Below are 22,532 nucleotides of genomic sequence, written 5' to 3' on the forward strand. Positions count from 1 at the left end.
CTATGCTGTGCAATTGGAATTATAAATTCTGGGCCAACTTTGCTATCATGCCGCCTACACGAGAAAATTTAGAGATTGGTCATGACAACGTTGAAAAATGATCGTTTTTTACGAGCTTTATTACGTGAGCCTGTAGACACCACACCTGTATGGATGATGCGTCAAGCAGGGCGTTATTTACCAGAATATCGTGAAACTCGTGCGCAGGCAGGTGATTTCTTATCGCTATGCAAAAATACTGAATTTGCTTGTGAAGTGACTTTACAGCCTTTACGCCGCTATGAACTCGATGCTGCGATTTTATTTTCTGATATTTTAACAGTACCTGATGCTTTAGGCTTGGGTCTGTACTTTGAAACGGGCGAAGGTCCAAAGTTTCATAAGACAGTGCGTACCGAACAAGATGTTGCGAATCTGCCAAAGTTAAATGCCAAGTCTGATCTTGCTTATGTGATGAATGCAGTATCGACCATTCGTTCAGCTTTAAATGGCCAAGTTCCTTTGATTGGTTTCTCTGGAAGCCCATGGACTTTAGCGACCTACATGGTGGAAGGTGGCTCAAGCAAAGAGTTTCGTTTCCTCAAAAATATGATGTACGCGCAGCCAGAAGTGTTGCATGCATTGCTGGATCATTTGGCTGACTCAGTGATCGATTACCTGAATGCGCAAATTGATGCAGGTGCTCAAGCGATTCAGATTTTTGATAGTTGGGGCGGTGCATTGGCACATCGAGAATATGTTGAGTTCTCATTGAATTATATGACCAAAATTATTGCGGGTCTTCAACGTGAAAAAGATGGTCGACGTATTCCAATTATTGTGTTTACCAAAGGTGGCGGTCAGTGGTTAGAAGCCATGTTGACGACTGGTGCTGATGCGTTTGGATTGGATTGGACTACACCGCTTTATACCGCACGGGATGTGGTTGCAGGGCGAGCTGCCTTACAAGGCAATTTAGATCCAGCCGTACTTTATGGTTCAGCAGCTTCGATTGAAAAATCAGTCAAAGCAATGCTAGATGATGCCTACGCCAACGGTGAGAAGACAGGTTATATCGCCAACTTAGGTCATGGTATTACCCAATGGGTTGATCCAGCGCAACCTAAGATTTTTGTTGATACTGTTCATGAGTATAGTGCGAAATATTTAGGCTGATATCATTCGCTTATCCCCAATAAATAGGTTAGGACCAATTTCGTGCAGTTGATTGTATTACCACTCAATTTTATCACTAAGGCAGCTTCGGCTGCCTTATTTGGATTACTGCTTTTAATTGCATTTGCAGTCACTGCACCAATGGGGAGCCATGAATATTGGGGCTTCTTCCGTTATGATTATTTGTTGTTTTATGCCTTACTGATTCAGCTTTGTCTGCTTTATTTAAAACTTGAGTCATGGGCTGAAGCAAAGGTCATTGCTTTATTTCATCTCATGGCAATGGGAATGGAAGTTTTCCTCACCCATCCAGCCATTGCTTCATGGCAATACCCACAACCAGCTGTTTTTAAATTATATACAGTCCCGTTATTTGCAGGATTTATGTATTCGGCAGTGGGAAGTTTCTTTGCTCGATCTTTGCGACTGTATAAAGTTTCTTTCGAAAACTTACCGAAATTTAGCAATATGCTGTGTTTGGCGGTTTTATCTTATTTAAACTTTATGACCAAGTTTTTTATTCCCGATATTCGAGTTGCTTTATTTATTTGGAGTGTGGTCATTTTCTGGAAGACGAAACTTCATTTTCAACTGCAACAACATCGTTTTGAAGTTCCTATGTTGCCAATATTATTACTTTTGGCATTCTTGATCTGGATTGCAGAAAACATCAGTACTTTTTATCAAATCTGGTTGTACCCAAGCCAAGTCGATGCATGGCATATGGTCGGTTGGGGCAAGTTAGGTTCTTGGTATCTCTTATTACTACTTAGCTTGGTCTTGGTATTAAAAATTTTGGGTACGCGTGATAAAAACGGATCTTGGCAATTGAATTAAGCTGTTTATCTTTCATTCAATTAGGTTATGAATATTTCAGATATATTTCAAAATTTATTTGCTAAAACAGGCCAAGCTGGTTATTTTAACTTCTGTGTAAGAAGAATTACACAATACAATAGTGATAAAAAATAGTTAATATAATTTATGCTGGAGATCGTTCCTATGTTAAAGAAAATTGCCTTAGCCGCTTTATTAGCTGCTGGTTCAACAGTAGCAATGGCTGATAATGATGTCGGTTGTGGTGCTGGTACGCAAATTTGGGCAGGTAAAAAAGGTGTTGCACCTAAAATTCTTGCTGCGACAACCAATGGTATCTTCACGAACCAATTACTCGGTATTACATTCGGTACTTTAGGATGCCGTCAAGGTGGTACAGTAACAGCGCAAGTGGTGACATTCACCAATGAAAATGCTGAATCTTTAGCACGTGATATGTCAGTTGGCCAAGGCGAAAGCTTAAATGTGCTTGCAGAGTTAATGCAAATTAAAGCCAATGATAAAGCACGTTTCTTTGCTGTATCTAAAGCAAACTTTGCTGAAATTTATTCAAGCAAAAATGCAAACTCACTTCAAGTTTTAGATGCGTTACAAAGTGTGATGGCAAAAGACGCCGTGCTTAAAGCATACGTTTAATTTATTGCCTGATAAAACCCTGTCTTGATGGCAGGGTTTTCTTATACCTATTCTGATTATTTTAAAAAATTGCGATTGAATGAAATTAGCTACTTTTGTATTTGCGTCTTTGATGTGTCATTTTGCACATGCCTCGGTTGAATCTGATTTACAGAAGTATTTAGATCTTGCTCAACAAAAACAATTAGATCAGCAAACCACATGGCAACGCTTGATGTATGCCGATCAAAAACAAAACAGTGAAGTCACTTATGCAGGCTATTTTTATGCCAAAGATGGCAAAACAAATTTAAAGAGTGAATTACAAGCAGATATTAAGGCCTTATTTGTTGAAGCTGCCGATAATCAATCGATTCGTTGTAAATTTCCCGCACGTAGCCGTTGGTTGATGCAGCAACTCAGCATTGATGTACAACAACTTTCAAAAGTAAATTGCGTTGAATTTGACGATTGGATAAATCAAATCAAGCCATATAAAGCCACGTTGATTTACGCAACAGACTTTATGGGCAATCCGAGTTCGATGTTTGGGCATACTTTGCTGCGTTTAGACCCTAAAGATCAGAAGCAACTCAATCTGGTTTCCTATGCGGTGAATTATGCGGCAACGGTTAAAGGTGATGATAACTGGTCTTATGCTTGGAAGGGCTTAACAGGGCAGTATCCTGGTGAATATTCACTAATGCCGTATTATCGTAAGGTAAAAGAATATGGTGATTTTGAAAGCCGTGACTTGTGGGAATACGAGCTTAATCTAACACCCGAAGAAACCCGCTTTTTGGTTGAACATATTTGGGAAATGCAGCATGTGAGTTTTCCTTATTATTTCGTCAGTGATAATTGTGCTTATCGTTTATTGGGCTTAATCGACTTAGTCCGCCCAAATTTAAACTTAAAACAGCAGTTTAATTATGCTGCGATTCCAATTGAAACCTTGAAAGCGGTCGATGAGCAGGATCTGGTTAAAGAAGTGGTCTATCGTCCTGCTTTGGAAACACAACTGCTTTCGCAGGCCAAACAGCATGGTACACAGCTGGCTAAAGTTGCCCACCAAGTTGCTTTTACCGAGACTGACCAAGTTCAATCCATTTTAAAAACCTATACTCAGCAAGATCAGGCCAAGATTTTAGAAATGGCTTATGATGATTTATATCTACAATATATTAGCCACCAAGTCGATGCAGATTTTGCTCAACCGCAATTACGTCAGCTACTCGCTCAGCGTAGTCAGATTGATGTTGATAAACAGCGTCAAGAACCGATACGTCCGAAAAAGCAGCCTGTAGAAGGGCATCATGCACGTAATTTGTCTGTGAATGTGGGTGAGGTGCAAGGACAAAAGTTTGTGGAGCTGGGTCATCGTCAGGCCTATCACGATTTGATTGATCCACAAGGGGGCTATCGCACAGGCACACAATTACTGTTTTTAGATGGTAGTCTGCAATATCGTGATGACAAGCTCAAGCTCGAACATTTAGATCTATTATCGGTGAATTCTTATAATCCAGTTCAACCTTTTAAATCGCCGTTCACTTGGGGATTTAATCTCGGTTGGAAACAGGAAGCGATTGAAAATGGGCAGTTTAGTGAAGAAGCTCAACATGGCGTGATGAATCTAAATATGCAAGTTGGTTATAGCATGGCAGATTATGATCGTCGACATCTGTGTTATGCCCAACTACAAAGTCATATTCAAGGTGGGAGAGATTTAGATCAAGGCTGGCGCGTTGGTGCAGGCCCCACAGTTGGTTGTATGAATCTGTGGACGGACAATATTAATAGTGTGGTGCAGGTGGAATTGCCGTATTGGCAAGATCAGAGTCAGTGGAATTTAAGAGTCGGTACACAGCTTCAATATAGTCTGAATACAAATCATGCTCTGCGTCTGAATTGGGATTTTGAACAACAAGATCATAAAGACTGGAATAAAGTAGGTTTAAGCTATGTTCTGTTTTTTTAGATAAAATATCATTGGGATCAGGCCAATTTCCAAGATTTAGACTTCAACGATGACGTAGTATTTTTTAACCGCTTCAATGACTTCAAATGTACCAACAAATGCGGGAGGGATAATCCCTGCATGGCCAGCAGTGACTTCAATAAAAGTATTGGTCTTTGCATCATGGATACGCACAATCCCTTCAATGACTTGAAAGAACTCTTGTTTATTATCAGCGAATTGAATATTCCAGGCACCAACCTCACATTGCCAAATGCCACAGTCCATATGTGGATGTTCATATAAACTATAGGTTAAACGCTCAGGATTACCTCGCACCAGACGATCGGGACGAGGATAATCAATACTGGCTTCACCTTGAACTAAATCACCAAAACCTGCTAACTGAACAGATGACATTCTAGGCTGCTCAGCTTAATAATTTTCAGGAACAGCGCTTAAGAACTCACGACGTACATCTTTGTCGGTTTTAAAATCACCAACAAAAGAAACAGTACGTGTGGTCGACTCTTGCTTACCTACACCGCGCATCATCATGCACATATGAGCAGAATCAATCACCACAGCAACACCACGTGCTTGTGTTACTTCAGCAACTGCTTCTGCAATTTGCTGTGTCAGGTTCTCTTGAACTTGGAGACGACGCGCAAACATTTCTGTAATGCGTGCAAATTTAGATAAACCTAAAACTTGACCTTCAGGTAAATATGCAATGTGAACACGGCCATAGAATGGCAGCAGGTGATGTTCACACAGTGAATAAAATTCAATATTTTTGACCAATACCATTTCATGGTTATCGGAAGGGAAGAGCGCGCTATTTGTAACTTCTTCAAGCGTTTTGCTATAGCCAGAAGTTAAAAAAGAAAAAGCTTTAGCCGCACGCATTGGCGTATCTTTTAAGCCCGGGCGATTTAGGTCTTCGCCAACGGCAGTTAAGATATTTGCGTACGATTGCTGCATAGACATAACAATGTTCACTTAGGTGGGTTGAACAAAAACGGCAATTGTATCAGAAAACGATTGGAAATCTTAGTTTTGATAAAAATGCCGATTACTGTTTGTACTTAGGGTTCTTTTCGGCACGTTTGAGCAGGACTAAAACTGCTCCTGTACCACCTTGATTTTCAGGTGCGCTGACGAAAGCAAGCACATCACGATGCTGTCTGAGCCAACCGTTGACATAAGTTTTTAAAATTGCTTCAGGACCTTTACCATGCACAATTTTAACGACATTCTGATTTTCATCTTTTGCCATTTGGAGTACTTGTAAAACAGCAGCTCGTGCTTGTTCAACAGTACAACCATGCAGATCGACTGCTTCAAACCAGCGGATTTTACCTGCTTTTAAGTCTTCAAATACTTTGTGCTGTAAAGTTGCAATGCGGTAGCTTAAAGTCGCTTGGCTTGCAACAGGATTTAAGATCGCTTGAGTATCTGAAATCTCTGTGAGCTCTTGTTCAGTTCCGCCTTCAGCAGCGGCACGTTTTGCTAAGGTTTGGGCATCGACTTTTTTGCTACGCACAACTCGAGTATCGGCAATATTTTGATTGTCGATTGGCTTTACCCCTAAAAGGGCTTTTTTAAAAAGCTCTGTATCTTCCAGCTCTTCAGCAACAGCTTGAGTCTTTTTTGACTCGGCTTGTTTCGCAACAGCGCTAGACTGTGGGTTGGAGATTTGCTTTTTAAAGGCTTTCAGTAAATTAAACTGATCTTTAGAAAGCGATGAATCATGTTTACTCATAATTTTAGAAAACAGGCAAGATAGCAGAGAGGCGTAAAATTATAGTCCGAATCTGTGTTGATTTGAACTGTCTTGCATTCATCAAAGGATATGGATTTTAAAATCGTTAGAAATTGCTCAAAGTAGAGGAGAGCAAATTCATTTAGCTTGTTTATGGAAACGCTTATCTATAATAACTGAGTTTCAGAGGCTGTTAGAATCTTTGTAATTCTTGATTGATTTAACCCTTTATTTTTAAAACGATCATAGAGTTCAAAGCAGATATGCTGATTCGCTTGAACGCGAGGCAAAGTGTTATCAAAGTCAAAGTAACGAATATAACCAGATTGATCCATAACAATCGCCAGTCGCTCGAAATGACCTCCTCCTCGTTTTGGAAATTTTTTGTATTGTTCTACAACACCACATTCTTCAGTTTTGATGTAGGTCTTTGCGGGAGATAAATACATTGCGATACCAATCAGAATGCATCCAGGAATGATCGTAAAGTAGTAAAAAACTCTTGGATCTTTCAATCTCTGAATTTTTTCGTAGAAAAATAGATGGCTATAAATTGGAAAGCCGACTAGAAAGATTAGTCCTAGGATGAATAAAAAATTACGCATATTATTCCATCAGTTTTAATCTTTTAGTATTTTGGAATTCTGATTTTTATTACTTATTAAGCGCTTATGTTTGGTTCTAGCGTCATTTTAAAGGTCCAAGGTAAAATCTCACCTTGAACCTTATTTACTTAAATTTGCTCAGGCTGCCCAAACAATGCATTAAATGCTTGATCAGGGCGAGGTTGCTTCATAAAACTTTCACCGACAAGGAAAGTATGAATATCATTAGCTTGCATCATTTCTACGTCAGCAGGTGTGGCAATTCCACTCTCTGTGACTAAAACACGAGAAGCAGGCAATAATTTCTTTAAACGTAATGAGGTGTTTAAATCCACATCAAAGGTTTTAAGGTTGCGGTTATTCACACCCAAAATGCATTGTTCAGAAAGTTTTAAAGCACGCTCTAACTCATATTCATCATGCACTTCAACCAACACATCAAGCTGATGTTCAAAAGCGGTTTTTGACATTTCTTCCAGCTGTTGATCTGATAAACATGCGACGATTAGTAAAATACAATCCGCATGTAGAGCACGTGCTTCAACCACATTATAAGGATCAATCAAAAAGTCTTTACGCAACGCTGGCAGGGCACAATGCTGACGTGCAATTGCAATATTTTCGTCTGCACCTTGGAAAAAATCCACATCCGTTAATACGGACAAGCAAGCAGCACCTGCCTGCTCATACTGTTGGGCAATCTCAGCAGGATTGAAATCTGCACGAATGATACCTTTAGACGGTGATGCTTTTTTAATTTCAGCAATCACGGCTGGGCGCTTGTGCTGTAGGGCATTGGCAAAGCCACGAACGGGAGTCGCTTCATTTGCCCACTGTTCAACATCATGCAAGCTACGTTGTTTTAAACGTGCTGCAAGCTCCTCATGTTTGCGGTCAACAATTTTACCTAAAATGGTATTTTGAATATCGATCATGAGAAGTCCTTAGTCTGCCTGATATTGTTTCAATGTCTTGGTAAATTCAGCCAAGATACTCATTTTTTCTAGCGCTTGTCCGCCATAAAGAATATCTTGAGCCAACTCAACGGCTTGTTTATAGGTTTTGGTAATGCCTGCGACGTAAATGCCTGCACCTGCATTCAGTGCAATCATATTTGCTGCTTTTTCACCAACGTCTGATTTGTCACGGCTTAAAGCATCTTTGATCAGTTTTAAGCTTTCTTCTGAACTATTGACCACTAAGCCGGTGAGGGTTTGAGAAGCGATCCCGACGTCTTCTGGGGTCAAGGTCCATTCTGTAATTTCGCCATCTTTAAGCTCTGCCACAGCGGTTGGTGCAGCTAAGCTAATTTCATCTAGGCCATCTTTTGAATGTACAACCAATACATGAATTGCACCGAGCTGTTTGAGTACTTCGGCAATTGGACGGCATAATTCATCTGAGAATACGCCAATCACAAAACGATTCACGCCAGCCGGATTGGTCAAAGGGCCAAGCAAATTGAAAATGCTGCGGATGCCCAATTCACGACGGGGGGCCACTGCATATTTCATGGCTTTATGATGATTCGGCGCAAACAGGAAGCCGACCCCCATTTCACGGATACAGCGTTCAGTTTGCTGCATGTCTAAATCAAGTTGAATGCCAATTTGTTCAAGTACATCAGAAGAACCAGATTTGCTGGATACGCCACGGTTACCATGTTTAGCAATGGTTGCTCCCGCAGCTGCAATTACAAAACTTGAAGCCGTTGAAACATTAAATAAGTTTTGACCATCGCCACCCGTACCCACGATATCGACGAGATGAGGAATATCACTGACATCAATTTTAATTGCGAATTCACGCATGATACGTGCGGCAGCTGTAATTTCATCAATACTTTCACCCTTCATGCGCAAGCCCATCATCAGCGCACCAATTTGTGCATCAGTGGTTTCACCTTGCATGATACTGCGCATGACATCTTCCATTTGTGGCTGGGTCAGATGGATGTTCTTGGTAATATTATTGAGTGCCTGTTGGATATTCATAGTCATGAGTTACAGCATTTAATGATTAAAAAATTTGGATGAAAGTGGTTGATGATGAAGGAAAGCTCAGCTTATTGGTGGGGTGTATGCCACCCGCTAAAGGGCTATGTTAGCAGAAAATAACTCAAGATTTAGGTTGTGGCTAGAGAGTTTTTAAAATTTAACCCGTTTAAGTCAGTTGATAAATTTATGGTTGGGAGTGATTGAATGAAAAAGGTATTATTTTATGAGGGGTTTATCTGAGTTTTTATGATAAATAATCAACCATTTGGTATATCTTATTCGCGCATATCTCTATAAAAAATGCGTATAAATCAAATAAATAAAAGTGGATATATTAGGTCGGTCTTAATTTTATTCATTTATAAATATGTACCTAAATTACTTGAAATATCTTGGGGCTGTTAAAAACAAAGGTCGTTTTGTTTTTGTATTTATTGCATGCCTTCATCCATTAGAAACTTATGCTGAGACAAATGTAGAAAAGCCACAAAGCAATGTGACATCGGATAAAGTGGTGCGTGTTGCAGTCACAGGCTCACGTATTTCCAAAGCTCAAAAAGATGGCCCGACCAGTGTAACGGTGATTACCGCAGCCGATATCGAAAAACAGGGCTTTAGCAATGCCTTTGATGCACTCAACAATCTGACCCAAAATACAGGCTTTGTGCAGGGGGCTGACTATGGCAATACCTTTACGCCTGCCGCCAATGCGATTAGTTTACGAGGTTTGGGGCCGAATCATACCCTGACTTTAATCAATGGACATCGGGTGGCCGACTATCCTGTACCATATGATGGTGCTGTGAATTTTGTCAATTTAGCCAATATTCCAACCGCAATTATTGATCGAATCGAAATCTTAAACGGGGGTGCTTCTGCCATCTATGGTTCTGATGCCATTGCGGGTGTGGTGAATATTATTCTGAAAAAGAAAACCGATGGAACCCAATTTAATATCAAGGCAGGTGGAACCAAAGAGGGTGGAGAAAACTTACGTTTACAACTGAGTGGCAGTAAAACACTGGATCAACTCAATCTAGTGTATGGACTTGAACTGAGTGGACGTGAACCGATTTGGGCGGCTGATCGTGATTTTATGTCGAGCCGAACGCGTCGAGGAGAAAAACCAGACAATATCGTTGGACGTAAAAATGCCAAGACAGGGCAATATCTCTCAATTGGCGGTTGCCAAGCATTTGATGGTTTATTTAAGGGTTCCGTCCAGAATGCAGGAAAGGTCGGTGCCGATAACTGTGCTAGCGGTTTAGCTCGACCAACCTATTGGACCGTTCAAACCAAGAATCGCAGCCAAAATGGTTATCTCGGTTTGGATTATGAACTGAATGAAAAAACACAATTATTTGCTGATGTGTTGATTGGTGCCAATCAAATTGAAAATAATACCCGTGGTCCGACATGGACATCTTTAGGTGCAAGTAGTGGCTATTTCTTAAACCAAGATACAGGAAATTATGAAATTTGGAGTCGTCGTTTTGCACCAGAAGAGTTGGGTGGTGTGGAACAAGCCAATAAAAAATGGAAAGAGCTCTCCACAAATTTGAATTTTGGTATTCGCGGTGATATCGGGGACAGCAGCTGGCGTTATGAAGCTGCCTATAATGGCTCGATTTATACCAGTCAATTACGCAAACAAGGTCTGGTACGTTCGAATGTTGATGAATATTTCTTAGGTCAGCGATTGGGTACTGATCAAGATGGTATTCCAATTTATTCACCGAATCTGGATCGTTTAAGTCGACCACTAACAGCCAGTGAATTTAGAGCTATTTCGGGTACGACAGAAGAAAAAGATAAGTCTTGGGCACAGAGCTTAACTTTAAGTGCCAATGGTGATGTGTTTGAACTCCCGGCAGGAACGGCCAAGCTTGCTGTTGTGGCAGAAATTGGACGCCAAGGTTTTTCAATCAAACCGGATAAGGCATTAGAAAATGGTGAATTCTATAATGCAACTTCCAGTGGTGAATATGGTGGAGCACGGACTCGTCAAGCATTGGGTACGGAATTATTCTTACCGCTAGCAAAGCCATTAAATTTAACGCTGTCTGGACGTTATGACCGCTATGCTTTGTCAGATAACAGTATTGATAAATTTACCTTTGGTTCAGGACTTGAGTTTAGGCCACATCCAACCTTATTGGTTCGAGGTAACTACGCGACGAGTTTCCGCGCGCCAGATATGAATTATCTGTTTTTAAATAAACAAAAGGGCTATTTCCCAAGTACCACCGATTATTTACGTTGCAGTCAGACGGGACAAGCTTTAGATAAATGTAGTTTTAAAGATTATTCACCAGGGGCAAACTATACCTTAACGGGCAACAAGGATTTAAAGCCAGAAGAGGGTAAATCTTATGGTGCAGGTTTCGTTTGGTCACCCAGTAATAAGTTTGATATTTCCGTCGATTATTGGGATATCAAAATTGATAATCTAGTGACCAATTTAAGTGAAGATAAAATTTTACGTTTAGAAGCAGATTGCCGTTTGGGCGCACAAGATATCAACTCGGCACAATGTGTCGATGCTTTAGCGCGTGTAGAACGGAACCCGACGAATGCAGTAGTTGATCCAAATGTGATCAAGAATATTAATATCGTTCCGATTAATGCGGCTTCAGATCATACTCGTGGTATTGATTTCACCAGCAGATGGCGCTGGAAAACAGAAAATCTGGGTAACTTCTTGTGGACGGTGAATTATAGCCGCGTGCTTGAACGTGAATATCAACAATCAAAAGACGGTGAGAAAGATAACTACTTAAAAGATTTAACCATTCCAGATTGGAGAGACCGTTTCAATACCAGCTTGAGTTGGAATCGAGGTGATTGGGCATCGACCGTGCTGGTGAATCGCTATGGCAAAATTCCAAACGGTGATCAAACGACTTATCTAAGCTCAACATATTTGGTGAACTGGAGTGGAACCTACCAAATTTCGCCAAAAGCTTCTGCTTCAATCATGGTGAATAACCTGTTTGACAAAGTGAAACACGATGACACAGGCGGCTGGCCTTATTATCCAGTAGGATCGTATTCACCATTCGGCCGTCAGGGTTGGCTGGAGTTTAATTATAAATTCTAACAATGATGTGTGGATGCAGCGAAGTGGTACACCATTTGCTGCGTCTTTTTATTTTAAAAACTACAGAGGACAGATCTCCTATGTTGGTCAAACCTTCATTTAAAAAACGATTGCTGCTTACAACATTACTCTCTTTATCTGCAACACAGATTTTTGCGTCGAATATCAATGAACAAATTCCAATTGGCAAATTACCTGAATGGGCTGTGCCCGAATCTTATGATTTAGACTTTAAAATTGATCCTGCTCAAAAAGGTTATACGGGCAAAACCACCATTCATTTAAAACTGACCCAAGCAACCGACCATCTCTGGATTCATGGTAAATCGCTGTCGGTAAAAGAGGCCAGTATCGTCTCCTTAAATGGACAGAAAACCACAGCCAAATATGAACAGGCCTCAGAAGTCGATGGGGTGAGTGTGATTAAATTTGCCAAGACATTAGCTGCTGGGCAATATCGTTTAGTACTGGATTTTAATGCAGATTATGATCAGCAACTCGATGGGATCTATAAAATTGAGTTTGAAGGTAAGCCTTATGTCATGACTCAAATGGAAGCCATTAGTGCCCGTCAATCCTTTCCATCTTTTGATGAACCACGTTTTAAGACGCCGTTTAATATTCGCTTGACCATCCCTGATAAATATTCAGGTTTTGCCAATACTAATCAGACATCGGAGCAGGCGGAAAAGTCGGGCTGGAAAACTTTAAGTTTTGCACAGACCAAACCATTACCGACTTATTTACTTGCGCTGGCAGTCGGGCCTTGGCAATTACAAAAAGGTCCAGATATTGCTGCAACACGATGGCGCAAAGATGCTATTCAATTGCGTGGTATTGCACCGGATGCTAAGGCCGTAAAAATGCAGCAGGCTTTATCGGAAACCCCTGCAATTTTAAAAACGCTAGAAGATTATTTTGCTTTTGGCTATCCCTTCGACAAATTAGACTTACTTGCTGCACCTGACTTTGCTGCAGGTGCAATGGAAAATCCAGGGTTGATTACCTTTAGAGATTATTTGATGCTATTGGACAAAGACTCTCCTGTGTCATTTGTACAGAGCTCTTTTAATGTCAATGCACACGAGTTGGCACATCAATGGTTTGGAGATGTGGTAACGATGCCGTGGTGGGATGACTTGTGGTTGAATGAATCTTTTGCCACTTGGATGCAAAGTAAAATAACCCAACAATTACACCCAGAGTTTAATGCTGATCTTGAACGTGTGGTCGATACTGCAGGTGCAATGAAAAGCGATAGTTTGGTCAGTGTACGTCGTATCCGTCAGCCCATTTTAAGTAACGCAGATATTCAAACTGCTTTTGATGGTATTACCTATCAAAAAGGCGCAGCTGTTTTAAATATGTTTGAAAGTTATTTAGGCGAGGAAAAATTCAAACAAGGGGTGCGAAATTATATTAACAAGCACCAATATGGTAGTGCCACCGCCAATGATTTAATCAGTTCCCTTGCAGAGCAGTCTGGACAGGCTGAGCGTTTTAGCAAAGCGGTGAAAAGCTTTATTGATCAACCCGGTGTACCTTTGCTGAGTACTTCATTGCAGCAACAAGGCAATAAAGTCTTTTTAAATGTGAAGCAAACGCGTTATTTACCTGTCGGTTCAACTGGAGATGCAAATAGTCTTTGGGGTGTACCATTATGTGTACGCTACGAAGTTTCAAATGCTGCAAGCAAAGTTCAATGTGAACTGGTTGACCGAGCGGAAGCCAAAATTGAACTCAAAGGCGCAAGTATTAACAGTTGGTATATTCCAAATGCAGATGCAGCAGGCTATTACCAATTTAGTTTGCCTGAACCAGAGCTTGCTCGTCTGACTCATGCGACAGAGAAACTTTCTAACACTGAACAATTGGCTTATGCCTATGCGGTTTCGGCAGCATTTAACCATGGGGATATTAACTTGCTGGCGGTGGTGGATGTGGCGAAGAAATTTGCCAACTCGAATAGTCGCCAAATTAGTACAGCATTGTTTCAGCAGCTTAGCGCTATACAACGTCATGTGTTGAAGACCGAGGCAGAACGTGAACACTTGAGAAAGGTTTTGGCGAATTTCTATTTACCAAAATTGAATCAGTTGGGCTATACCAGTAAAGCAGGTGAATCTGCCGAAGATAGCTTATGGCGAAGCGAATTAGCACAGTTCCTTGCATTGGAAATTCAGGTGCCAGAAGTTCGTCAAAAACTCTTAAAGCAATCCGATGCTTTATTTGAACAGACGCAACTGAACTTTGCTCAGCTTACGCCAGAATTATTACCGACGATTTTGGCTGTACGTGTCCAAGAAAAAGGACAGCCTGCATTTGATCGTTTAGTGGGGGAGTTGCAACGCATCACGCAACCGACACAACGTCTGGCGATTCTGTCTGCTTTAGGTTCAGCCAATCAGGCAGATACACGTCAGCAGGCACGTCAGCTCGTTCTTGATCCACGTGTGAAAGTTGGTGAAGTACGGACTGTGATTAATGCAATCAATAACTATAGCGGTGAACAAGGTGGACTGTGGTCTTGGTTTAAAACCAATCATGATGCTGTGTTTGATCGTTTAGGTAAGTCTTCAGCAGGACGTTTCCCTGCATTATTTAGCGGAGCAGCATGTTCACAGCAAGAAGCTACGCAGCTAAATACATTCTTTGCACCACGAACCAAAGAGTTGGTCGGAGTTGAGCGGGGTTTAAATCAAACTAAAGAACGTATCCAACTCTGTGAATCTCTGGTCGCGAAACAAGATGGATCTATCGTGCAACAGCTAAAATTGTAATTTATTCAGCTATAAAAAAGCCAACTGATCATCGTTGGCTTTTTTTATTTGTAGATCGTTTAAGCATCATTATCGGGCTGAGGATTTCGAACACCCAACAATTGACTGGTCGCAGTACCTGCCGTCATAGAACCATTCACATTTAATGCAGTACGTCCCATATCAATCAATGGTTCAATTGAAATGAGCAATGCCACTAAAGTAATCGGTAGGCCCATCGCAGGAAGCACGATTAAAGCAGCAAAAGTCGCACCACCCCCCACACCTGCAACCCCAATAGAACTGAGGGTAACCACAACAACCAATTGGGCAATCCATAATGGGTCAAGTGGATTAATGCCGACTGTTGGTGCAACCATCACTGCAAGCATTGCAGGGTATAAACCAGCACAACCATTTTGACCAATGGTTGCACCAAATGAAGCCGAGAAGCTGGCAATGCCTTCGGGTACACCCAGTTGCTTGGTTTGCGCTTCAATATTCAATGGAATACTGGCTGCACTTGAGCGACTGGTAAATGCAAAGGTTAAAACAGGGAAAACTTTCTTGAAAAAGTCGATTGGGTTGACACGTACAAACAGCAGAATCAGTGTATGTACGATGAACATAATCGCTAGGCCAAGATAAGAGGCAACTAAGAATTCACCGAGTTTTACGATATCAGCTACGTTCGCTGTTGCTACCATTTTAGTCATCAATGCCAATACACCATAAGGCGTAAATTGCATGACCAAACGTACCAGACTGATGACCAAAGCTTGTAGTGCTTCAATTCCGTGTCTGATTCTTTCGCCGTTAATGGTGTCTTTATCCATCAGTTTTAAGGCTGCTACACCTAAAAATGCAGAGAAAATCACAACACTGATAATTGCGGTAGGGCGAACCCCAGTCAAATCAGCAAAAGGGTTTTGCGGAAATAAAGAAAGTAGTAGTTTTGGAACATCTAAATCTGTGACTTGACCAATATATTGACTTTGAATGGTCGCTAGTCGAGCCGCTTCTTTGGTACCTTGCACCAATCCTTCAGCGGTTAAGCCAAATAAGTTGGTAATCCCAGCACCGACAAGTGCCGCAATAGCCGTTGTGACGAGCAAGATACCAATCACGAGCACACTGATTTTTCCAAGTGATGTGGTTTGGTGTAGTTTCACCACCGCACTTAAAATTGAAATAAAAATCAGTGGCATGATCACCATTTGTAATAGTTGCACATAACCATTACCGACGAGGTTAATCCATGCAATTGAATGTTCAATAATAGGGTTGTCGCCGTAGATCGCTTTCAGTGCTAAACCAAAAAAGATACCTACGATCATACCGATCAGAACTTTTTTGGAGAGGCTCCAATCTTTACGGTAGCTAAAAAACAATCCTGCCATGAGCAGGACGAAAACAATAATATTCAATAAAACCAAGGTATTCACAATAGGTTATCCTGATAAATCATTCAGGGGGAATGCTAAGAACAATGACTTAGATTCTATCATCCAGCTGCCCTGAAACTTAATCATTCCTATGACTATAGTTAATCTAAAAAAGTAAAAAGCAATTCACGCTGCTAGAAATCACGTATTGAACTTACTTTTTATAACGTGTGAAAAGTGGATTAATTATTGAAAAAGAATGACTTGTTTTAAATGTATTTTTTCACTTTTATTTTAATGCTGTAAATTTATGCAGTATGTATGAGTTGTATATTGTTTTTATATGTTCAAAATAAAAACAGCCTATTCATAAAAAATAGGCTGTTTAAAGATGAAGTATGCTCAAGTCTCGAGACTAAGCATAAATATCCAAGAAGTTTTTGAAAATTTGATGGCCATGTTCACTTAAAATAGACTCGGGGTGGAACTGGACACCTTCAACAGGCAGTGTCTTATGTTTTACACCCATGATTTCTTCTATCGTACCATCTGCTTGATTGGTCCAGCAGGTGACTTCTAGACATTCAGGCAAAGTTTCCTGTTCAATCACCAATGAATGATACCGTGTCGCTGCAAACGGAGAGGGCAAATTGCTAAAAATTCCTTTGTCGCTATGGTGCATGTCAGATAGGCGACCATGCATCACCGTTTTAGCACGAATGATGTTGCCACCAAAGGCTTGTCCAATCGCTTGATGACCTAAGCAAACACCCAGTAACGGAATTTTGCCAGCAAAGTGATTGATGGCTGGAATTGAGATACCTGCTTCACTTGGTGAACACGGGCCAGGGCCAATCACAAGATATTTTGGCTGCCATCGTTCAATATCCTCTAATGTCACTTGATCATTACGAACAACTTTTACTTCTTGATTCAACTCGCCAAAGTATTGAACGATGTTGTAAGTAAATGAGTCATAATTGTCAATCATTAGAAGCATGATTATAACCTTTTGAAAAATATGCACTTAATTGTGCTATTGAATTCGATAAACCGATCTGAACGCTATTTGATTTCATCTGTTGTTAATAGAAGAAGGATTATTCTAGCGCTAGCGGGAAATCATCATATCAAAACCGATGATTAATGTGGAAAATTTTGAAACAAGGCATTGGTTGAAATCTGGTAGATTTTATTGCTTTGCAATACCTGCTTAATCGAGAATAAATTTTGTAATTGAAAGACTTGGTAAAAAAACAAGAAAGTGAATCGAAAGTCTAAATGAATTGATTGGAATGATCTTGAAAAGAATGATATAAAAAGCCAATTTATGCTAAGAATAATAGCGTAATTGGCACTACATTGGTTCTTTGTTATATGTATTGCACTATTTTGGTTCATTTTGTCTTTTTTAGGGACGCTCCGAAATAGGAATGTGTAAATATGGTGCGTTTTCGGATATAAGCATTATAGTAGACATAGGACATGGAGCTTAAAGCATTTTTTCTGCAAAGAATTTCAATGTTTTAGGTATGCTTTAAAATTGTTGGTATGATAATTGCTAATTAGATATCAACAACTAACACGCACTTAACAGGTGCATAGAAATTTCATTGGAGCAAATGAGCATGGCGAACAAGGTCCTTCAACTCATCAAAGAAAGTGGCGCAAAATGGGTCGATTTTCGCTTTACTGATACTAAGGGTAAAGAGCAGCACGTAACTTACCCAGCTGACACGATTGATGAAGATACATTTGAAGACGGTAAAATGTTTGATGGTTCTTCAATCGCTGGTTGGAAAGGCATTGAAGCGTCTGACATGATCTTACGTCCAGATGCTGAAACAGGTTTTCTTGACCCGTTCTTTGCTGAGCCTACAGTTGTTGTGACTTGTGACGTTATTGAGCCATCTACTGGTCAAGGTTACGAGCGTGACCCACGTTCGATTGCTCGTCGTGCTGAAGAATATTTAAAATCTACAGGTATCGGTGATACTGCATTCTTTGGTCCAGAACCAGAATTCTTCGTTTTTGACGAAGTAAAATGGGACATCGACATGTCTGGCGCGCGTCATACATTGATCGCTGAAGAAGCTGCATGGTCAACTGGTAAAGATTACGAAGCGGGTAACTCTGGTCACCGTCCACGTGTTAAAGGTGGTTACTTCCCAGTTCCTCCTGTTGATTCTTCACAAGATATGCGTGCGGAAATGTGTGCAAAAATCGAAGACATCATGGGTCCTGGTCGTGTAGAAGTACATCACCACGAAGTTGCATCTTGCCAATTAGAAATTGGTGTGAGCTTCAATACTTTAGTTCGTAAAGCGGACGAAGTTCAACAGTTCAAATATGCAGTTTGGAACGTTGCGCATCAATATGCTAAAACAGCAACATTTATGCCTAAACCAATGGTAGGTGACAACGGTTCTGGTATGCACGTTCACATGTCAATCTCTAAAGATGGCAAGAACTTGTTTGCTGGTGATGAATATGCTGGCTTATCAGAAATGGCATTATTCTTTATCGGTGGTGTGATCAAGCATGCTCGTGCATTAAATGCGATCACAAACCCTTCTACGAACTCGTACAAGCGTTTGGTTCCTCACTTCGAAGCACCAATTATGCTTGCTTACTCAGCGCGTAACCGTTCTGCATCTATCCGTATTCCTTACGTTTCTAGCCCTAAAGGCAAGCGTATCGAAGCACGTTTCCCAGATCCAATGATGAACCCGTACTTAGGTTTTGCGGCATTATTGATGGCGGGTATCGACGGTATCCAAAACAAGATTCACCCAGGTGAAGCTGCTGATAAGAACTTGTATGATCTTCCTCCTGAAGAAGAAGCGAAAATCCCAACAGTTGCTCACAGCTTGGATATGGCACTTGAAGCGCTTCAAAATGACCATGAGTTCCTGTTGAAAGGTGGTGTATTCACTAAAGAAATGCTTGATGCATATATCGAACTTAAAACTGAAGATGTACGTCGTCTTAACACGACAACTCACCCAGTTGAATTTGATATGTACTACAGCCTGTAATACATCCAATTCAAAAAAGCTCGCTTCGGCGAGCTTTTTTTATGTTTTTGATTCAATTGAAAGTCATACTCTTTTTTGAAAAAAATCATGTACACTCATAGGTGCTGCTGATATTTCACAGATGCTTGCGACAGAGGGCATTTTTTAGATGCTACAAGGCAGGTCGTATGAAATTTAGTGATTCTAAAAAAATACGAGCTAACGTAGTAACATCAAAAAATTTCCCTGTCCCGAAGGGTTATGGCTAAAACTCCCCCAAACTTCGTTATGAAACTTGACAAGGGTATCGCCATTGTCTACGTTCCATGCCTTGTCTGTGTGCTTTTAGCCTATAACGCAATGCATGGTTGAAGTATCAACAGACCCTAAAGATGTTTTTAGTGAGCCAAGCATGCGAAATTTACGACCAAACAGAATAAAGGGGAAAGAAATCCCGATTGATTTAAAGAAATGGTTGTATGCATCTGGTTCACTTACTCAACAATTAACCGATTTAGGTCATGGCCAGTTCCATGTTGAGCGATTGAAAGAACATTATCAGCGTTTAACCTTTGCCGATAGTCAATGGATGCAGATGCCACCTCAGCATATTGGTTGGGTGCGTGAAACTTATCTTTATGGCAGTCAAGAGCAGGCATGGGTCAAAGCAAAAAGTATTTTCCCGATTTTGAGTATGCAGAAAAAAGCACGCTTGTTTCGGCATATCCGTAATAAGCCGATTGGCTGGTTTTTATTTCAAAGAACAAATCCTGCTTGCGAGCGACGAGTGATTCATCTTGAAGAAGGGTGGACGCGGCAGAGTTGCTATACATGGCATGGATGTAAATTTATTGTGCAAGAAACATTTTTACCTGCATTTGAACAATTTATTCGACAGCATTGACTCTAAGGATTCATCATGGAAACGGTGCAACACACAACTTGGCGACAACGTTTAGAAGCCTATTACTATTTATGTCGCTTCGATAAACCGATTGGCACAGAACTGGTTTTTTGGCCAACTATGTGGGCTTTATGGATTGCTGCGGGGGGACTACCTCCATTGCAGATTCTGATTGCGATGGTTTTGGGTACGATTTTTATGCGTGCAGCGGGTTGTGCGATCAATGATTTTGCAGATCGGAAAGTCGATGCACATGTAGAGCGAACCAAAACCCGTCCGTTGGCAACAGGTGTTATTCGTCCATGTGAAGCGGTTTATGTTTTTCTTGCATTAGTCGCAGCAAGTGCCTGCACTTTATTTTTCCTGCCGATTGCCACGTTTTATTGCGCGCTTGCGGGGCTGGTGCTGGCATTTATTTATCCCTTTATGAAGCGCTATACCCACTTACCACAAGTTGTTTTGGGTATGGCATTTTCATGGGGAATTCCCATGTCTTTTACTGCGATGGGTAAACCACTCGATTTAACCTGTTGGCTTTTGTATTTCGGTAATTTGGCGTGGACGGTTGCCTACGATACTCAATATGCGATTACAGATCGTGAATATGATTTGAAAATTGGGGTGAAATCAACCGCAATTCTATTTGGTCGTTATGATATCCAGATCATTGGGTTGCTTCAGATCCTCAGCTTGCTCCTTATCGGTGGTGCTTTATATTTAGAAAATCTGCTATTGCCATTTGGATTGATTGCTTTATTGATCGTTGCTGCTGATTTTGCCTATCAGGCATTTAAAACCAAAGATCGTGATCCACAAATTTGTTTTTGGGCATTCCGTCACAATCGCTGGGTAGGGCTGATTATTTTTATTGGAATTTTTTTAGAATTAATATCTTAAACTGACTGAATAGTTGAAAAGTGTTCTATGCAGAGCACTTTTTTTATGCCTTAATAATGTGGCATGTAGTTTCATGCTTAAAATAAAACAAGGACTAAAAGGATATTTTATGAAACGGTCAAACATTGCTTTAGCAGTAACTTTCTCAATTTCTGCATTATTTTTAACAGCGTGTAATGACAATGATGATGATTATACCGGGGTGGATTCGGAAAAAACCTATCTGTCTGAAACTACTTATTCGAAAGATAAAGTAGATAATGCATCGTCAATTAAAGTAATGACGTATAACATGGTCAATGTCCAAGGGCGTACAGCAAAAGCGACGGCACTAGTGATGTTTCCAAAAGCTGCTCAACCTACTGATGGTTACCGAGTTGTGGTTTGGGAACATGGCACAGTTGGTGTTGCGGATAGTTGTGCACCAAGTAACAATGCAATCGGGGCTCGCTTTAGAATTTTAGCTGAAAGCTTATTAGAGGCAGGTTATGTTGTTGTTGCGCCTGATTATGAAGGTTTAGGTACGCCAGGTATTCATCCATATCTTAACTTGGGTAGTGAGGCGAAATCTGCGATTGCAGCTGTAAAAGCAGCTAAAGATCATTATGGTGCCAAGCTAAATGGGGAGTGGATGTCTGCTGGTCAATCTCAAGGTGGTCAGGCATCTTTAGGGACTGCGGAGTATGCAAATGCGGATGCAACCTATAAGGGATCTGTGGCTGGAGCACCTGCATCGAGTTTAGGAAAGATTATCTTAGAGGTTGCACCTACTGCTTTGGCAGGGATTGAGTTAAAAGAAATAGCAGCAGGAGTACCGTTAGCAAAACGAGTATCTGTTGATTCCTATGCAACTTTACTTGCTTATGCTGCATTGACAGGTGTTGGGATTAAAGCATATGAGCCAAGATTCAATTATCGAGACATTTTCCAAGAACGTGCAAAATCTCTTGCAGAATTTGCTGAAGGTACCACAGGTGAAAATGGTCTTTGTTTAGATAATGAAGCTGATCCAAGCTTAAGTCTTATTGAGAAGTTTAAAGCTGATATCATTAAGTTTATGACGGATAATCCTGATAAAAAAGTTATGGACTATCCAGGGTTAGATACTAATAACTTTAAAAATAATGAAACAGTGCAGAAGTTTCTAGTTGCAAACCAACCTGGAACGAAACGTATTGATAAGCCAGTTTATATTGTTCAGGGAACTGCGGATACAAATGTTCCATTCCCTGTTACACAGGTATTGGTTGCTAATTTGCAAGCATTAGGGTCACCAAGTGTTAAACTGGACCCTGTTGTAAATGCAACGCATACTCAGGCAATTGTGTGTAGAAACCTTGATGTATATAACTTCATTCAATCTAAGATGCCTGCTAAAACAAATATAGTGGTTGATCCAGCTAAGATTGATGCAAGTAAAAATGAGCAATGTACAGGTGTGAAGCCATAATATTTGTGGTTTCAAGCTAATAAAAAAGAGTCTCTTTATCGGGGCTCTTTTTTGTTATATTGTTGCACTGTTTAAAGCCATGCAAT

The 22,532-nt window shown here is 40.6% G+C and carries 17 protein-coding genes and 1 pseudogene; 10 read left to right on the forward strand and 8 right to left on the reverse strand.

Going from position 1 to position 22,532, the window contains the following annotated elements:
• The first annotated feature begins 81 nt into the window (after window positions 1-81).
• The 4 genes from hemE to MMO42_RS07745 all read left to right on the forward strand — a co-directional run bounded on the left by hemE (window position 82) and on the right by MMO42_RS07745 (window position 4,588).
• Window positions 82-1,155 carry a uroporphyrinogen decarboxylase gene (gene hemE, locus MMO42_RS07730; RefSeq protein WP_241319951.1) on the forward strand — a complete coding sequence of 358 codons (1,074 nt, stop codon included), beginning with the start codon at window positions 82-84 and terminating at the stop codon, window positions 1,153-1,155.
• A 42-nt stretch (window positions 1,156-1,197) separates the two neighbouring features.
• Entirely contained in the window at window positions 1,198-1,992 is a 795-nt protein-coding gene (locus MMO42_RS07735; protein ID WP_241319952.1) for a DUF817 family protein, read from the forward strand.
• A 165-nt stretch (window positions 1,993-2,157) separates the two neighbouring features.
• Window positions 2,158-2,628 carry a DUF3015 family protein gene (locus MMO42_RS07740; protein ID WP_241319953.1) on the forward strand — a complete coding sequence of 157 codons (471 nt, stop codon included), beginning with the start codon at window positions 2,158-2,160 and terminating at the stop codon, window positions 2,626-2,628.
• 79 nt (window positions 2,629-2,707) lie between these two features.
• Window positions 2,708-4,588: a DUF4105 domain-containing protein gene (locus MMO42_RS07745; RefSeq protein ID WP_241319954.1), complete on the forward strand. Its 1,881-nt coding sequence runs from the start codon at window positions 2,708-2,710 to the stop codon at window positions 4,586-4,588.
• Window positions 4,589-4,624: 36 nt separating this feature from the next.
• Here the strand turns inward: MMO42_RS07745 and MMO42_RS07750 are convergent, their stop codons facing one another.
• The 6 genes from MMO42_RS07750 to trpD form a co-directional block, all read right to left on the reverse strand.
• Complete coding sequence (locus MMO42_RS07750; RefSeq protein WP_241319955.1) at window positions 4,625-4,987, reverse strand: cupin domain-containing protein; 363 nt, start codon at window positions 4,985-4,987, stop codon at window positions 4,625-4,627.
• A gap of 15 nt (window positions 4,988-5,002) precedes the next feature.
• A complete protein-coding gene (gene folE, locus MMO42_RS07755; RefSeq protein ID WP_005202404.1) occupies window positions 5,003-5,551 on the reverse strand; it encodes a GTP cyclohydrolase I FolE in 549 nt (182 codons plus the stop codon).
• A gap of 91 nt (window positions 5,552-5,642) precedes the next feature.
• A complete protein-coding gene (locus tag MMO42_RS07760) occupies window positions 5,643-6,332 on the reverse strand; it encodes a Smr/MutS family protein (RefSeq protein WP_241319956.1) in 690 nt (229 codons plus the stop codon).
• A 167-nt stretch (window positions 6,333-6,499) separates the two neighbouring features.
• Window positions 6,500-6,937: a hypothetical protein gene (locus MMO42_RS07765; RefSeq protein WP_241319957.1), complete on the reverse strand. Its 438-nt coding sequence runs from the start codon at window positions 6,935-6,937 to the stop codon at window positions 6,500-6,502.
• A 128-nt stretch (window positions 6,938-7,065) separates the two neighbouring features.
• Entirely contained in the window at window positions 7,066-7,872 is an 807-nt protein-coding gene (gene trpC / locus MMO42_RS07770) for an indole-3-glycerol phosphate synthase TrpC (RefSeq protein ID WP_241319958.1), read from the reverse strand.
• A 9-nt stretch (window positions 7,873-7,881) separates the two neighbouring features.
• On the reverse strand, window positions 7,882-8,931 hold the full coding sequence (gene trpD, locus MMO42_RS07775; RefSeq protein WP_241320265.1) for an anthranilate phosphoribosyltransferase: 1,050 nt from the start codon (window positions 8,929-8,931) through the stop codon (window positions 7,882-7,884).
• Window positions 8,932-9,301: 370 nt separating this feature from the next.
• Here trpD and MMO42_RS07780 point away from each other — a divergent pair, with 370 nt between their 5' ends.
• Both MMO42_RS07780 and MMO42_RS07785 read left to right on the forward strand, forming a co-directional pair.
• The gene (locus MMO42_RS07780) at window positions 9,302-12,034 is read left to right on the forward strand and encodes a TonB-dependent receptor (RefSeq protein ID WP_241319959.1); all 2,733 of its coding nucleotides are present in this window, start codon (window positions 9,302-9,304) and stop codon (window positions 12,032-12,034) included.
• Between the two features lie 7 nt (window positions 12,035-12,041).
• Window positions 12,042-14,814, forward strand: a pseudogene (locus tag MMO42_RS07785) (M1 family metallopeptidase).
• A 59-nt stretch (window positions 14,815-14,873) separates the two neighbouring features.
• Here the strand turns inward: MMO42_RS07785 and MMO42_RS07790 are convergent.
• Both MMO42_RS07790 and MMO42_RS07795 read right to left on the reverse strand, forming a co-directional pair.
• Window positions 14,874-16,238 carry an L-cystine transporter gene (locus MMO42_RS07790; RefSeq protein WP_241319960.1) on the reverse strand — a complete coding sequence of 455 codons (1,365 nt, stop codon included), beginning with the start codon at window positions 16,236-16,238 and terminating at the stop codon, window positions 14,874-14,876.
• Window positions 16,239-16,593: 355 nt separating this feature from the next.
• Window positions 16,594-17,178 (reverse strand): aminodeoxychorismate/anthranilate synthase component II, encoded by a 585-nt coding sequence (locus MMO42_RS07795; protein ID WP_004652659.1) that lies wholly within the window; start codon window positions 17,176-17,178, stop codon window positions 16,594-16,596.
• 622 nt (window positions 17,179-17,800) lie between these two features.
• Here MMO42_RS07795 and glnA point away from each other — a divergent pair.
• The 4 genes from glnA to MMO42_RS07815 all read left to right on the forward strand — a co-directional run bounded on the left by glnA (window position 17,801) and on the right by MMO42_RS07815 (window position 22,446).
• Entirely contained in the window at window positions 17,801-19,216 is a 1,416-nt protein-coding gene (gene glnA / locus MMO42_RS07800; protein ID WP_171067252.1) for a type I glutamate--ammonia ligase, read from the forward strand.
• Between the two features lie 391 nt (window positions 19,217-19,607).
• The gene (locus MMO42_RS07805; RefSeq protein WP_241319961.1) at window positions 19,608-20,099 is read left to right on the forward strand and encodes a chorismate lyase; all 492 of its coding nucleotides are present in this window, start codon (window positions 19,608-19,610) and stop codon (window positions 20,097-20,099) included.
• 15 nt (window positions 20,100-20,114) lie between these two features.
• Window positions 20,115-20,996: a 4-hydroxybenzoate octaprenyltransferase gene (gene ubiA / locus MMO42_RS07810; RefSeq protein ID WP_241319962.1), complete on the forward strand. Its 882-nt coding sequence runs from the start codon at window positions 20,115-20,117 to the stop codon at window positions 20,994-20,996.
• Between the two features lie 109 nt (window positions 20,997-21,105).
• A complete protein-coding gene (locus MMO42_RS07815) occupies window positions 21,106-22,446 on the forward strand; it encodes a lipase family protein (RefSeq protein ID WP_241319963.1) in 1,341 nt (446 codons plus the stop codon).
• Window positions 22,447-22,532: the final 86 nt, after the last annotated feature.

It is taken from the genome of Acinetobacter sp. ANC 3882, from assembly GCF_022549545.1.
Lineage (GTDB): Bacteria > Pseudomonadota > Gammaproteobacteria > Pseudomonadales > Moraxellaceae > Acinetobacter.